The organism is Xanthocytophaga flava, from assembly GCF_030068545.1.
Lineage (GTDB): Bacteria > Bacteroidota > Bacteroidia > Cytophagales > 172606-1 > Xanthocytophaga > Xanthocytophaga flava.
In genome coordinates this window covers 66994-83323 of record NZ_JASJOR010000006.1, presented here as the reverse complement: position 1 = coordinate 83323, position 16330 = coordinate 66994, and the positions used below count along the sequence as shown (strand labels likewise).

The following is a 16330-nucleotide window of genomic DNA, read 5'->3' as shown; positions in this document are numbered from 1 at the left end:
AGAAATCTGGTCAATAGATTAAAATAATATTTTATGCACGATTTTAGTAATCAGGTTGCCATTGTTACTGGAGCAGGAGTAGGTATTGGATTCGAAATAGCCCGACAGCTAGCCTCTAACGGCGCAAAAGTTATTTTAAATGATATTGATGAGCATCTATGTACAAAAGCATCAGATGCTATTCAGGATGCTGGAGGGATTTGTAAGCCATGTGGAGGTGATTCGAGTCAACTGGAAACAATTGAACGACTGGTACAAACAGCTAGTAAAGAATTTGGTCAATTAAATATTCTGATAGCCAATGCGGGTATTACCACCTTTGGGGACTTCCTGGAATATCAACCGAGTTCTTTGAAACGATTACTGGAAGTAAATTTATTTGGAACATTTTTTCTGACTCAGAAGGCAACTACTCAAATGATAGCTCAAGGCTTGGGTGGACGTATTTTACTGATGTCCTCTGTTACGGCTCATCAGTCACACAAAAATCTGGCAGCTTATGGAATGACCAAGGCGGGGATAGAGATGTTAGCCAAAAACCTGGTTGTGGATCTTTCTCCACATCAGATTACCATCAATTGTATAGCGCCTGGTGCTACTTTGACCGAACGTACGCTCGAAGACAAAGAGTATATAAATACATGGTCCCGAATCACACCTATGGGACGACCGGGAACTGTACAGGATATAGCTGAGGCAGCTTTGTTTCTGACCTCTCCTATTGCTGGGCAGATTACAGGTCAATGTCTTGTTATTGATGGTGGATGGTCAGCTCTAAGTCCTTCTCCTTATGAATAAAAAACAGAAACTGCATTTTTCGAAAAGATGCTGGTAAGTAGAAATATTGTGATCCTTTCTGAGGTTACCTTTCTATTGCCTCTGTATTAAAATCGTATTTCGCGATATACATGTTTTTCATCTGCATAGTACTCAATGGTATTATGTAAGTGTTTGAGTTTTAATTAACTTTTATTCACTACCTATGAAACAACCACTGTATTTCGCTTATTTAACTATCTTTCTTTCTATTGGGTTTACCGCCTGTTCCTCTAAAAAAGAAAGAGATGATTCTTATGTCTCAGAATCCGCTGCCATGACGGATACCGTAGCTGTAGCTGCAAATGCATCTCCTCAACCAGAAGAAAATGCAAACTTTACACTTGATAGCAAAAATAATCTGGAAAAAACGGGACGAAAATTTATCCGTACTGCAGATGTAAAGTGTAAAGTGAAAAATGTTAGAAGTGCGACAAATCAGATAGAAGATCTGACTGCCAAATTCGACGGCTTCATTACCAATTCCAATCTTCAGTCATCTGTTGATCGAACTGAGTCAGTTCCTGTCAGTTCTGATTCTACTCTGGAAGTAAAGACCTATACCGTTACCAATAATATAACTTTGCGTATACCTAATGCCAAGCTTGATAGCCTGATGCGTAGTTTGAATAGCCTGGTCGATTTTCTGGATTATAGGGTAGTGAAAGCAGAAGATGCAGGATTTGATTTATTATCCAATCAGTTGCAACAGAAACGCTTGGAAAGTTATGAAAATCGGATGACTCAGAATATCGATAAACGAGGAAAAAAACTGGGTGAAAGTACGACGGCTGAGGAAAACCTGTTAGATAGGCAAAATCGACTCGATCAGTCAAGAGTTCATACTTTGGGCTTGGAGGATCAGATTGCATATAGTACTGTTCATTTACAAATCTATCAGCGGGAGACTGTTTTTAGAGAAATTATTGTGAACCCTAACAATATAGAAAGCTATAAACCTGGTTTATTTGTCCGGCTCAAAGAATCTTTAGTCGATGGGTGGTATATCTTTGAAGAGATAGTAATTTTCTTCTCCCGATTATGGTTTCTATTTGTGATAGGTAGCATAGCCTGGATATTATATCGTCGATATGGTAAGAAGAGTAGAGTGACTGTAGCCCCACTGGAAAAATCCTGATACCAACATTCTCAAATAAAAAGAGCCATCCTATCGTAGGATGGCTCTTTTTATTTGAGAAGACTTATACATTAAGCAAAGTCAAATTTCTGTGCATTAAGCATTGAAACGGCTTTAGCTTCCAGTTCACTGTGACCCATCAGGTATTCGTCAACGGCACGAGCAGCCTCACGGCCTTCAGAGATTGCCCAAACTACCAGACTCTGTCCACGACGCATATCGCCAGCTGCAAATACTTTTACATTATTGGTTTGATAGTTTTGTGCTTTCACATTGCCTCTTTCATCGTATTCAACACCCAGTTCATTTAACATACCTTCTTGTTGTGGATGTAAAAAGCCCATGGCAAGCAATGCCAGTTCACAAGGAATCTCACGTTCACTACCTGCTACTTCAACAAATATAGAACGGCCGTTTTCTACTTTCCACTCAAGATCTACTAGTTTGATTGCTTTCAGATTGCCATTCTCATCACCTACAAATTCTTTTGTCTGAATAGCCCAGTGCCGGTTACAACCTTCTTCATGTGAAGTAGAAGTACGCAACATCATCGGCCAGTGTGGCCAAGGTGTGCTTTCTGCCCGTTCTTTAGGAGGCATTGGCATCAATTCGATTTGTGTAACAGAGTTAGCTCCATGTCTGTTGGATGTACCTACACAGTCAGAACCTGTATCACCACCACCTATTACAATTACATTTTTACCAGTTGCTAACAATTCTCCATTTTCGTAATTAACACCCCGATGATCTACTGCTACCGGACGATTAGCTACTCGTTTGTTTTGCTGGCTAAGGAATTCCATTGCCGGATAAATACCTTTCAGATTACGTCCAGGGATTGGAAGATCTCTGGCTACAGTAGATCCACCAGAAAGCACTACTGCATCAAACTCTTCCAGTAAAGCTTTTGTACGTACGTTTACGCCTACATTGGCATTGGTTTTAAAAGTGATTCCTTCTGCCTCCATTACTTCCACACGGCGATCAATCACTTTTTTATCTAATTTAAAATCAGGGATACCGTATCGTAATAAGCCTCCTACTGCATCTGCTCTTTCAAATACGGTTACCAGATGACCTGCTTTGTTCAGTTGGGCTGCTGCTGCCAAACCTGCAGGGCCAGAACCTATAACGGCTACTTTTTTGCCTGTACGGAATTTAGGAAGATTTGGCTGAACATATCCTTTTTCAAAAGCTGTTTCAATAATGTAGCGTTCAATTGCCTCAATTGTAACAGGAGGTTTATTAATTCCCAATACACAGGATGATTCGCAAGGTGCAGGACAAATGCGTCCTGTAAATTCAGGAAAATTGTTTGTTGATGCTAAAATTTCATAGGCTAGAGCCCAATCTTGTGCATATACGGCATCATTAAATTCGGGAATAATATTTCCTAGCGGACATCCATTATGACAAAATGGAACTCCGCAATTCATACAACGGGCAGCTTGTTTTTCGGCTAATTCAGTCGAAAACGTTTTTTCAATCTCATTATAATCTTTTACACGCTCTTCTTTCTTGCGTTTTTCTGGCAGCTCTCTTGTAAACTCCAGGAATCCGGTCGGTTTTCCCATATCTATCGCTTATCTGTGTGAATAAATGACTGATTAATAGAATTATTGAATGTTTGGGGTATATCTGTCTTTACAACATATTGTTATAAAGACAGATAGTTGATTCTGGTAAACTATCAGACTTTTGCCAAAAAGTTCCCGTATACAATTTCCTTGTTCTGGATTTGTTCGGAAAGGCTGATGTTTTTCTTTTCCAGTGCTTTTTTGAAGTCAGCAGGCATTACTTTTACAAACTGCTTGATAACATCATTCCAGCTTGTTAATACATCTTTGGCAACTTCTGATTTGGTAAATGTTGCATGATTTTCTACATACATCCGGATGATAGTTTCATCTTCTGGTGTAAGCCTTTCCAGATTTACCATCTCTTTATTCACCTTACTTTCAAAATCTCCGGCCTTATCCCAAACATAGGCTACACCACCACTCATTCCTGCTGCAAAGTTACGTCCAGTACTACCTAGGATAATTGCAACCCCACCTGTCATATATTCACAGCCATGATCTCCAACACCTTCTACTATTGCTTTCACACCTGAGTTACGTACACAGAAGCGTTCACCAGCCATCCCTTTAATATAGGCTTCACCAGCTGTAGCTCCGTAAAATGCTACGTTTCCGATAATACTGTTTTCAGATGGAACAAAGGTTGCTTTACGATCAGGGTAGATAACAAGTCTTGCTCCGGACAATCCTTTCCCCACATAGTCATTAGCATCTCCTTCCAGTTCCAGAGTCAGTCCTTTGGCTCCAAAAGCACCAAAACTTTGTCCGGCGTGGCCTGTAAACTTATAATGGATGGTTTCGTTTGGTAATCCTTCTCCCAGATATTTCTTAGAAATTTCATTGGAAAGCATAGTACCTACTGCACGATCTATGTTTTGAATTTCAAATTCGCCTTTTACTGAAACTTTGTCTTCTATGGCAACTTTAGCCTGACGAATCAGTTCAAGATCCAGAATGGCATCAATGCCATGATCTTGTTCTTCCTGTTTGTACAAACCTACTTCCAGACTTACAGGTGCTTTATGCAGGATTGCGGCGAAATCCAGGTTTTTGTGTTTCCAATGATTGATATTATCACGTGGCTCCAGACGATCTACCTGCCCTACCATTTCATTTACTGTACGAAAACCAAGCTCTGCCATGATCTCACGTAGTTCCATTGCCAGGAATGTAAACATATTCACTACATGCTCAGGCTTACCAGTAAATAAAGCGCGTAATTCTTCATTTTGGGTAGCTACACCAACCGGACATGTATTTAAGTGACACTTACGCATCATGATACATCCGGCAGTTACTAATGCTGCTGTGGCTACACCAAACTCTTCTGCTCCAAGCAATGCTGCAATAGCCAGATCTCGACCTGTACGAATTTGTCCGTCAGCCTGAACTACGATACGGCTTCTAAGTTTATTTTTTACCAGTGTCTGATGTGTCTCCGCTAATCCAAGCTCCCATGGCAAACCAGCATGACGGATAGAACTTAGTGGAGATGCTCCTGTTCCTCCATCGTGTCCTGCAATCAGTACCACATCTGCATGTGCTTTAGCAACACCCGCAGCGATAGTTCCGACACCTGCCTCAGATACCAGTTTAACACTGATACGGGCATCACGATTCGAATTCTTTAAATCAAAGATCAGCTGGGCCAAATCTTCAATTGAGTAAATATCGTGGTGTGGTGGTGGTGAAATTAGACCTACTCCTGGAGTAGAGTGACGTGTACGTCCTATCCACTCATCTACTTTATGTCCTGGTAGCTGACCACCTTCTCCTGGTTTTGCGCCCTGAGCCATTTTGATCTGCAATTCTTGTGCATTGCTTAGATAATAGCTTGTTACACCAAAACGGCCTGATGCTACCTGTTTAATCGCAGAGTTTAACCAGTCTCCATTTGGTTGTTTATCAAAACGACGCTCGTCTTCTCCTCCTTCACCGCTATTGCTCTTTCCTCCAATCCGGTTCATCGCAATAGCTAATGTTGTATGAGCTTCCCATGAGATAGAGCCAAAAGACATAGCCCCTGTAGCAAATCGCTTAAAGATGCTTTCGATTGGTTCAACTTCTTCAATAGGAATAGACTTGCCAGGCTTGAATTTCAGCATACCGCGCAAAGTCAGTGCCTTTTGTGTTTGATCATCAATTAGTTTTGAGTATTTCTTAAACAATTGATAGTCATTGCGTTTTGAGGATTCCTGTAATAAATGGATTGTTTGTGGATTGAAAATATGTTGCTCTCCACGTTGTTTCCATTGATACACGCCACCAACTTCCAAACGTTGTGTTGGTATCGGGTCTGTTGGGAATGCCAGTTGATGACGAATCAATACTTCACGTGCAATATCATCCAGTTTTAAGCCTCCAATACGTGAAACTGTGCGAGTGAAATAAGTATCTATTACTTCTTTATGAATACCAAGCGCTTCAAAAATCTGAGCTCCCTGATAAGATTGTAACGTAGATATACCCATTTTGGCAAAGATTTTCAGCAATTCTTTACCAACAGATTTAATATAATTTTTATGCAAATAATCTTCTTCCAGTTCGGTTTCCAGTCTGCCTTTGCGTTTCATATCAGAGATAGTCTCAAAAGCAAGATATGGGTTGATACCAGAGGCTCCATACCCAATCAGCGTAGCAAAGTGATGTGTTTCCCATACATCTCCAGCTTCTACAATGATTCCGACATTATCACGAAGTCCTTTACGAATCAGGTGATGATGCACAGCTGCAGTTGCTAATAAAGACGGAATCTGAGCATGACTGCTATCAAAACTACGATCTGATAATATAATAATAGCGAATCCATCTACTACTGCATCTTCTGCATAACGGCACAATCTTTCCAGACCTCTTTCCAATGCATCCGGCTGACCATCTGCTTTGAAATAGGTATAGATAGTTTTAGTCTGGAAGCCTTTATGATCTATATAACGAATCTTCTCCAGATCTTGATTGGTTAGTACAGGTTGAGGTAGCTCCAGTGTATGGCAATGTTCTGGTGTCTCTGTTAATAGATTTCTGGAAACACCTACGAATGAAATCAGGGACATAACCATTCTCTCCCGGATTGGATCAATAGGAGGGTTAGTTACCTGAGCAAACAATTGTTTGAAATAACTGGACAAATGCTGGCTTTGATCAGATAAAACAGCCAGAGGTGTATCCAGCCCCATAGAACCTAAAGCCTCTAGTCCGGTCATAGCCATTGGGCCAATAACAAACTTAAGATCTTCAGATGTATAGCCAGCAGCAATTTGTCTTTTTAAAAGCGTCTTCTCATCCAGTGGACGGAATTTTCCACCTGGTTCAGGCACATCAGCCAGTTTAATCTTATTCTGTTTCAACCATTCTCCGTATGGTTTACGTGAAGAAATCTGATCTTTTACTTCTTCATCTGATAAGATACGGCCTTGTTCCATATCTACAATAAACATACGGCCTGGTTGAAGGCGTCCTTTCTTAATTACTTTAGATTCATCCACTTCCAGAACACCTGTTTCAGATGCCATGATAACCATATCATCGTTGGTCACACAGAAACGGGAAGGGCGAAGACCATTACGGTCTAATGTAGCTCCTACAATCTTTCCATCTGTGAAGGTAATAGATGCAGGACCATCCCAAGGTTCCATTAATGATGCATGGTACTCGTAGAATGCTTTACGTACAGGGTCCATTTGCTCATTACCATCCCAAGCTTCAGGTATAAGCATCATCATTACATGAGGTAATGAGCGACCTGTTAATACCAACATCTCAATTACATTGTCCAGGTTGGCAGAATCTGAGAAAGTTGGATTACAGATAGGGCGCAACATATCCAGTTCTTCTTTTGTAAAGAACTCCGAGAAAAATTCAGTTTCTGCTGCTGTAAACCAGGTTACGTTACCACGAACGGTATTGATCTCACCATTATGGGCAATATAACGGAATGGCTGAGCCAGTTTCCAGGATGGAAATGTATTAGTTGAAAAACGAGAGTGAAGCACAGTAAGGGCAGACACTACATTTTCATTATGCAGATCCGGGAAATAAGGGCGAACCTGGCCAGTTGTAAGTTGTCCTTTATATACTATAGTTTTATAAGAAAGGGACGCAAAGTAAAAATCACCTTTCAGTCCCTGAACAGATTCATTAATAACGCGTGTAGAGTAGTTACGCAATACAAATAGTTTACGTTCAAACTCATCTGGATTTGTAATATGTGGAGGTCTTTTGATAAAGACTTGTTCCATCTGTGGTTCTACAGCTAATGCACTCTCTCCAATGTCACCATTCATGGTTGGAACAACACGATAACCGATCAGCTCAAGCTTTAATTGTTTAATCTTTCTGTTTAGAATAGTACGGCATTCTTCACGTAGTTTTTCATCCTTCGGAAAAAAGACCATTCCTACTCCATATTCTCCATAAGGAGGAAGTGCCAGGCCAAGTTTTGTACATTCATCCAGAAAGAATTCGTGTGGAACCTGAATCAGAATTCCTGCTCCATCACCTGTATTGGCTTCACATCCACATGCACCCCTATGTTCCATACGGGTTAGCATTTTTATGCCATCTTCTACAATCTGGTGAGATTTGCGACCCTTGATATTAGCAATAAAGCCAATACCGCAGGCATCATGTTCAAAACTAGGATGATAGAGCCCCTCCGGCTGAAGTTGTTCGTGCTGATCGTTCATCATGATTTGACTTATTAAAATACAATTCTTTGTTAAAAAAGTATCCTCTGGAAAGTGGAAACCAAACGAAAGTTGGGTTATAAATAGTTAACCAACTTTAATTCTGAATGATTCCATTAGGGTAGGTGCTATATTTTGATGTTAAACTCTAATTCGGAATAAAATTTATTGATGAAATAGTTTAGAAAATTACATATAATATTTTGTTATGCAATGTGAGTAGCCTTTTTTTTGATCAGATTATTTGATTTTGATAATTTAAAATAAAAAAAGTTCAATTTTATTCTTGCAGTTTGGGTAGTATTAGCCTGTATTGATAGTGAATCTTGGGTGTATATACTTAATGGATGTCACTTTTGACTTCCTTAAATTATTCATATTTATTGATTATCAACAAAATGATTAATAATTTTTTTTTTAATAACTGATTGTTGGAATAATATTTTGCTAAAATAATGATATAAGTAAAAAAACTTATTAATGTGTGGTTTGTGTTGATTGGTCTCCGATTTTTCTAGTTATTTCTCCTACTAGATCAGCTGAATGATAAAGGTTATTAGAAATAAAAACGTCTTATATTTTCATTTTTGCTACTGATTTTCTACTGTAAAAATAGAATGTTATATGTTTTTTCTTTAAATAGGTTATTTTTTAGACATATTTTGCTGGTTTGAAACAAACAGACAGATAGTTGTGTGAAAGTGAGGATATGAAGTTAAATTTTTAGGTATAAATCCGAATTTATGTATGTAAAACTGCGATTGTGCCTCATTTTTATATGGTGTTTCTTTAGAAAAATAGTATTTTACATTGTTTTTGGGTAAAAAATTAACATATAATTTGTTTTTTTGATAAGATATTCTGAGTTTAGCATTCCCGCTGTGAGAAATAGTTAAGTATAAACTCCTAAAAGTTCTTTCAAAATTTAATAGCATGAATACTCTTATTACATAATAGATCTTACATCTACTTTTTGATCCTGCCTTTCCTTCATCATACAAACCCATAAATGATTTACACCCTTAACCCTTATTAAGTAATCAAATCGAACCTTTTATCATTATGAGAAAAGTTGTACTTCTGGCCTTGGCCGCCACCGCTCTGTTCTTTAATGCAAACGCACAAGATTCTACACCTGCAACTACAGAGGAGGATAAAGGAAAGTTTACTTTTTCTGGCTATTTAGATTCCTATTATCTGAGTAACTTTAATAAACCTCTTTCACGACGCAATACAGGAGCATCTGGTTTAGATGAAGGAGTTACTGTTGGAGGAGGAAATGCCCGTGCTTTTGATTATGTGGCGGGACAATTCTCATTGGGATTAGTACAAACAAAAGCTGTTTACAGTAACAAGAAGTCTGAAGCCGTTATTGATCTGACATTTGGTCCCAATGCAGATATGGGTAACTATGGAAATTATGTTGGTCCTTTAGGAGGAGGCTCTACTGCGCTTGGTATCAAACAAGCTTATTTTACTTATAAGGCAACAGACAAATTGTCATTCACTGCCGGACAGTTTGGTACTCATATAGGATATGAAGTGATTGATGCTCCTATCAATTACAACTATTCCTTATCCAACTTATTCAATAATGGGCCTTTCTACCACATAGGCTTAAAAGGTACCTATGCTTTCTCCGATAAAGTTGCTTTAATGGCTGGGATAGTCAATAACATAGATAATCTAAATGATAATAATCGTGCGAAAGCAATCATAAGCCAATTGTATGTGCAACCTGTTTCTGGTTGGAATGTCTATCTGAACTGGATCGGTAGTAACGAAGCTCCTTCATCGACTAGCATTGATGGCGCTTATTACTCTTTATTTGACCTTACTACATCTTACCAGATAACAGAAAAATTCTTCATGGGATTAAATGCTGCCATGGGAAGTGAAAAAGGTGGCTCTGGTCAAGATGCCAGTACTTGGGGAGGTGTAGCATTATATAGTAATGTTGCTATTTCGGATGTGTTTGGGTTAGGTGCTCGTTATGAATATTTCGATAACACCAGTGGTGTTAGAGGAGTACGAAATGGATTAGGTGCCGGTACTACCGTAAATTCCGTAACAGTAACAGGAAACTTTACATTAGCAGATGGCCACTTGTTAATCAAGCCTGAGTACAGATTAGATAGTTATCCTAAGCTATCTGGTGGAGGAAATGAACAACATCAGAAATTTGAAGATAGTGATGGTGTATTTAGCAAAAATACTCAGTCAACTCTCACTCTGGCATTCATCTACAAGTTCTAATAGTTATTTAGTATGAAATTGATATCAGTACGTTTCTTTTGGAGTCGTATTCTTTTGATCGCTGGATTAAATATGATCCTTGGCTGGTCTTATGCTCAAAGCCTACTTCCTGTCGAAAATAACAAGATTGTTTTTTACGAGGTTAACTCAACTGATTCGATTCCAAAAGAACTGCTGCATCAAAATGCTTATAACTGGCTGGTTGCTCAGAAGTTTACCTCAATAGTTGATTCATTAACTGCCGATGGCCATAAACTTACTGCTATAAGTGAATACCCCGTTTATGCAACCGGGTATTTAACTAAAAGACAAAATGGCTCAATCTCTTATAGGATTCAGATTGAAGTAAAAGAAAACAAATATCGGTATCGCTTCACAGACTTTGTTTTTCACTATTACCACGAAAATAGAAATTATCAGGTCGTACCTACAGGAAAGATAAAGCCTTTAGAAGATGCAAAAGCTTCGGGATGGCAAAAAAACTGGGAGTCTAATAAAAAAGCAACATATGTTTTAGTCAATAATCTAGTTGCAGACCTTAAGAAAGCCATGATATACAATCCAGTTCAGGAGAAAGTGGCAAAAGGTCCAGTAAAAGAATGGTAGTTATAAGTAGATGTCCTTATACTGTATAGACCAAGCTACTTTAATTACTATATTGATTGGTGTGTTTTTGAAATTTAGCCTTTGTTTTTTAGGTGTTTATCGAAAAATAAGTGTAAATTTATCTGTACAAGCCTTATTTTCGTTGGTAATTTATCTAAAACATAGTATATTTGTTAAGTATATCCTGAAAAAACAATCCTGCCCCTAATCTTATTTAAGTAATAATAGTCAGCTACAGAAAACCAATTCTAAACTTAAAACCGTTAACTGTTTGTCAATTAAACACTTACTTGCATGAACCAAAAGTCCTATTTGCCGCTCATTATTCTACTTGTGGTGAGTTTCGCAGCAGTTTTCCTGCCTGCTGTCCCTACTGAAATCCTTACAAAAGGGACTTTCCCTGATGGAAAGCCTTGGGAAATAAGTGCTGGTGATACTGCCTGGATGCTTACAGCCACAGCTTTCGTTTTGTTGATGACTCCTGGCTTGGCCTATTTCTATGGTGGTATGGTAAATATGCGTAACGTTATCTCTACTATGCTCCAAAGCTTTGTGTCCATGGGTGTAATCAGTGTTTTATGGATTGTAGTTGGTTTTAGTTTAGCCTTTGGAGATTCTATTGGAGGTTTTATTGGTGATCCTACTACTTTTTTTATGTTTAGAAACGTTTTGGATGCAAAAGCTCCCTGGTCTCTGGCTCCTACTATTCCATTAGCATTATTTGCTTTCTTCCAATTAAAGTTTGCCATTATCACGCCTGCACTTATTACTGGTTCTTTTGCAGAACGTGTAAACTTTAAAGGATATGTACTCTTTATTGTATTATTTAGCTTGATTGTATATTCCCCACTTGCACACTGGACTTGGCATCCGGAAGGATTTTTGTTTAAACTAGGTGTGTTAGACTTTGCTGGTGGAACGGTTGTACATATGTCTGCTGGTTGGGCTGCATTGGCTGCTGCTATTTTCCTAAAGAAACGTAAATCTATGGTTGAAAATGAAGTTCATCCTCCTGCGAATATTCCATTTGTCCTTTTAGGTACTGGTTTGCTTTGGTTTGGATGGTTTGGTTTTAACGCTGGATCTGCTGTAGGAGCAGGTACTTTAGCTGTTAGTGCATTTGCAACTACAAATATTGCTGCTGCTGCTGCTGGACTGTCTTGGGTATTGTTTGATGTAGCTAAAGGTAAAAAGTTATCAGCTCTTGGTTTTTGTATTGGTGCTGTTGTTGGTCTGGTTGCAATTACCCCTGCTGCTGGTTTTGTAACAATTCCTACTAGTATCTTTATTGGTACTGCTGCTGGTATTATCAGTAACATCATTGCACATTGGAAGGCTAAGTCAGGAAAAATTGATGATACGTTGGATGTGTTCCCTTGTCATGGTGTTGGTGGTATGGTTGGTATGGTTATGACAGGTATTTTTGCAACTAGCGCAGTAAATTCTGCTGTTGTAGAAAATGGATTGGCATTTGGTGAAACAGCGCTATTCTTAAAACATATGCTGGCATTGGTAATTGTATCTGTTTTCGCATTCGTTGTATCTTATATATTGTTGGTTGTAACAAATGCAATCGTTCCACTACGAGTATCAGAAGAGGAAGAACGTTTAGGATTGGATGTGAGCCAACACGATGAAGTACTGATGGAAGCATAATCGATACTTGGTTATATAAAACAAAAGACCTTTCCAAACGGGAAGGTCTTTTGTTTTATACTATATATAAGTTATCATAAATTTAAGCATGCGTTTTTATTCAAGCAGATTTCCTATCTATGCATAATACAAGGCAAAAGTCTTTTCAGAAAGACAAGGTAGCCTCACTGATTGGTCTAAAGATTGAGTATTATTCATAGTAGTTTTGCTTTTGACTAAAATTCCGATCACTTTTTGTTTTGATCAGAATATAGATCATCTCTTTTTTTGACCTAAATGCTGATCACTTTGTGCAACTATTCGAATAGTGTTTTTGTGTTTGAGTATAATTCTGTTCACTATTTTGTCTTGTGCATACTCACTACAAAAAAATCTGAGCAGAATTCTTACCACAAAGTTTTCTCATCCTAATTGATTACATATTGGAGAAAGATGAGTCACTAGCTAAAAATGGGGAAAGACATAAGATTTAATGATAGAATAGGCATACACTTTTAGGGGAAAGAAACATAACAATAACCCTTTCGGATTCTATGAACTTTCGTTTTCTAATGCCTGTAGATACTTATCAATCAGTAGCAGTTCTATCTATTTTTCAGTTTCCTGCAAATAAAGGCTGGTGGGCATTGGGACAAATGGGAAAGTCCGCTTTGCTAAATCCAACTCCTAAAGGATTACGTTTTGGAAAGATGCTTGGTAGTGGAAAAGGCGGATTTAGCATGATACCAGACTTTACACGGTACGCTTTGTTAACAGTATGGAACACTATAGAAGATGCTACTTGGTTTTTCAATTCTGATTTATCGAAGAAGTATTCTACATATGCCAACGAAACATACCACCTTGTATTATTGCCAACACATACACATGGGTATTGGAATCATATAAATCCTTTTGAAGAAACATATAATACTACAGATAATACGCTTCCAGTGGTAGTTCTTACAAGGGCTACTATCTATTGGTATCGATTACCAGAGTTCTGGCAAAATGTTCCTCGTGTACAGGCAGTTATTCACAGTGCTCCAGGAATGTTATTTTCTATTGGAGTAGGGGAGTTACCATTGATTCAGCAGGCCACTATAAGTATTTGGGAAAATTCGGATGCTATAAAGAATTTTGCCTATAAGAAAACTTTTCACAAAGAAGTTGTACACAAGACCCGTACCCGGAACTGGTATAAAGAAGAGCTATTTGCACGGTTTATTCCTGTAGCTACATATGGTACCTATCAGGGCAAAGATATTTTGGAATCATACTTTAAAAAGTGATATTTTTACATAAAAAAGTCACTTTCATGCGTTATCTATTTACTCTTTCCCTTTATATCTTTCTACTAAGCTATAGTATCTTTTTTTATTCCTGTAGTACACCTGAAACTTATCCAGGGGAAGCCGCGGATCGTAGATTGGCAGAAAAATATTGCCAGTCATGTCATCAATTACCCACGCCTGATTTAGTAGATAAGAAAACATGGAAAGAAGCGGTTTTTCCCAAAATGGGACCGTTACTAGGTATTACTGGTTTTGAGGGAACTACTTATAAGCAAGAGAAAGGGTTTCTTAACTCCTATTTATTTCCTGATAAACCTATTTTATCAGATGAGGAATGGCGATCAGTTATGCGCTACTTCACTACCTTGGCACCTGAAAAAATGCCTCCTCAGATTCCACACGTGCCTATTCAAAAAAAACTTCCTCTTTTTCAGGTTCATACGCCAGAATTTCCTTTTGAAAATCCTGTATTGTCATTGGTAAAGATAGATACTCTTCATAATAAACTGTATTTCGGAGATGGAGAAAAAGGGATGTTGTTTCATACTGACAGGTTCCTGAAAATAGTTGCGTTTAAAAGATTAAGTACTGGCCCTGTACAAATGGATAGTAGAAGGGAGGGGAATAGGATCTTATTAATGGGATCTTTTCATCCTTCTGATTTTAGAAACGGTGAACTAACCTATCTCCAATCAGACTCATCAGTTGCCGATGCTATTATTACTGGTTTAAGTCGTCCAACACATGTTGCCTACCATGATTTGAATGCGGATGGTAAAGAAGATATTGTCATATCAGGATTTGGCTACTATACAGGTTCTTTGAACTGGTATGAAAAAGTCAGGCATAAATATATGGAACATATTTTAAATCCTTCTGCTGGAGCTATTCAATCTGCTATAAGTGATTTTAACAAAGATGGAAAACCTGATATATTAGTCCTGATGGCTCAGGGTAATGAGGGTTTTGACCTCTATACAAATAATGGGAATGGTGTTTTTTCATCTCCTGAGAGAATTCTTCAGTTTCATCCATCATTTGGATCTAATTCATTCTCCCTAGCTGATTTTAATAATGATGGGAAACTAGACATTATGGCTACCAATGGAGATAATGGTGATTACAGGCAAATTTTAAAACCATATCATGGAGTAAGGATTTATTTAAACGATGGAGAGAATCACTTTACCGAAAAGTATTTTTATCCTGTTAATGGCATCACGAAAGCTGTCCCGGTAGACTTTGACCAAGATGGAGATTTAGATATTGCTACCATTGCCTATTTTCCAGATTATGAAAAACATCCGGAAGAGAGCTTCGTATACTTAGAGAATAAGGGAAGCTTTCAGTTTGAGCCTTTCACTTTTCCTGAATTTGATTTTGGTCGCTGGCAAGTAATGGATACAGGTGATATAGATAAGGATGGAGATATAGACATTCTTTTAGGCTCTTGTGTACTCTCCATTTATCCTGTTCCAGAGAAATATACTCGAAAGTGGGATACGTTGAATTATCCTGTGGTATGGCTGGAGAATAAAAAAATTTCAGGAAGATAACTCTATAAAGGACTTTTTAAAGAAAGAATGCTCTGGAATACTTCTCTTTCAGGGCTTTTCTTATTTTTGTGGCATCCTTCTACAAATTTTCTCTTATGGAAATCATAAAACAACTCATTGACTTTATTTTACATATAGATAAACACCTTGCTGAACTTATTTCTGACTATGGTACCCTTACCTATATTATCCTCTTCGTTATCATATTTGTAGAAACAGGATTAGTCGTAATGCCCTTTCTACCAGGTGATTCCTTATTGTTTGCAGCAGGTGCATTTGCAGCGTTTTCTAACAATGAGGACCTTAATATCTACTATCTATTGCCTTTGTTATTCACTGCTGCATTCTTAGGAGATACAGTGAATTATATAATAGGTAAATACATTGGTCCAAAAGCTTTTAGCGGGAAAATAAAATTCCTGAAGAAAGAATATTTGGATCAAACACAGGCTTTTTTTGATAAGCATGGTGGGAAATCTATTATTTACGCACGCTTTGTTCCCATTGTTCGTACGTTTGCTCCATTTGTTGCGGGTGTAGGTAGCATGAACTATGGTAAATTTATTTCATATAATATTATAGGCGGATTAATCTGGGTGATTGGTTTGACATTAGCAGGGTATTTCTTTGGTGGTATTTCTATTATTAAAGATAACTTCGAAAAGGTAATTATTCTGATTATTCTAATTTCGATCCTGCCTCCTGTAATAGAATATGTAAGACATCGGTTTGTTAAAAAAGCTGCATAACTTCATAATTAAAG

10 protein-coding genes are annotated in these 16330 nt (G+C 37.9%); 8 read left to right on the top strand and 2 right to left on the bottom strand.

The window, feature by feature from the left end; genetic code table 11:
* The first annotated feature begins 33 nt into the window (after positions 1–33).
* The gene (locus QNI15_RS10960) at positions 34–798 is read left to right on the top strand and encodes an SDR family NAD(P)-dependent oxidoreductase (protein ID WP_314031765.1); all 765 of its coding nucleotides are present in this window, start codon (positions 34–36) and stop codon (positions 796–798) included.
* Positions 799–982: 184 nt separating this feature from the next.
* Positions 983–1954, top strand: coding sequence for a DUF4349 domain-containing protein (locus tag QNI15_RS10955; protein WP_314031764.1), 972 nt, complete (start codon positions 983–985; stop codon positions 1952–1954).
* Between the two features lie 71 nt (positions 1955–2025).
* Here the strand turns inward: QNI15_RS10955 and QNI15_RS10950 are convergent, their stop codons facing one another.
* Positions 2026–3528: a glutamate synthase subunit beta gene (locus QNI15_RS10950; RefSeq protein ID WP_313995304.1), complete on the bottom strand. Its 1503-nt coding sequence runs from the start codon at positions 3526–3528 to the stop codon at positions 2026–2028.
* A gap of 116 nt (positions 3529–3644) precedes the next feature.
* A complete protein-coding gene (gltB, locus tag QNI15_RS10945; protein WP_314031932.1) occupies positions 3645–8219 on the bottom strand; it encodes a glutamate synthase large subunit in 4575 nt (1524 codons plus the stop codon).
* A gap of 1062 nt (positions 8220–9281) precedes the next feature.
* Between gltB and QNI15_RS10940 the strand changes: the two genes are divergently transcribed.
* The 6 genes from QNI15_RS10940 to QNI15_RS10915 all read left to right on the top strand — a co-directional run bounded on the left by QNI15_RS10940 (position 9282) and on the right by QNI15_RS10915 (position 16316).
* A complete protein-coding gene (locus QNI15_RS10940) occupies positions 9282–10475 on the top strand; it encodes an outer membrane beta-barrel protein (protein ID WP_314031763.1) in 1194 nt (397 codons plus the stop codon).
* Between the two features lie 12 nt (positions 10476–10487).
* Complete coding sequence (locus QNI15_RS10935) at positions 10488–11081, top strand: DUF4468 domain-containing protein (RefSeq protein WP_314031761.1); 594 nt, start codon at positions 10488–10490, stop codon at positions 11079–11081.
* 294 nt (positions 11082–11375) lie between these two features.
* Complete coding sequence (locus QNI15_RS10930; RefSeq protein ID WP_313977092.1) at positions 11376–12737, top strand: ammonium transporter; 1362 nt, start codon at positions 11376–11378, stop codon at positions 12735–12737.
* 533 nt (positions 12738–13270) lie between these two features.
* Positions 13271–14008, top strand: a complete 738-nt coding sequence (locus QNI15_RS10925; RefSeq protein WP_314031759.1) for a spheroidene monooxygenase — start codon at positions 13271–13273, stop codon at positions 14006–14008.
* Positions 14009–14034: 26 nt separating this feature from the next.
* Positions 14035–15567, top strand: coding sequence for an FG-GAP repeat domain-containing protein (locus QNI15_RS10920; RefSeq protein WP_314031758.1), 1533 nt, complete (start codon positions 14035–14037; stop codon positions 15565–15567).
* A 95-nt stretch (positions 15568–15662) separates the two neighbouring features.
* Positions 15663–16316, top strand: a complete 654-nt coding sequence (locus QNI15_RS10915; RefSeq protein ID WP_313995288.1) for a DedA family protein — start codon at positions 15663–15665, stop codon at positions 16314–16316.
* Positions 16317–16330 lie beyond the last annotated feature (14 nt).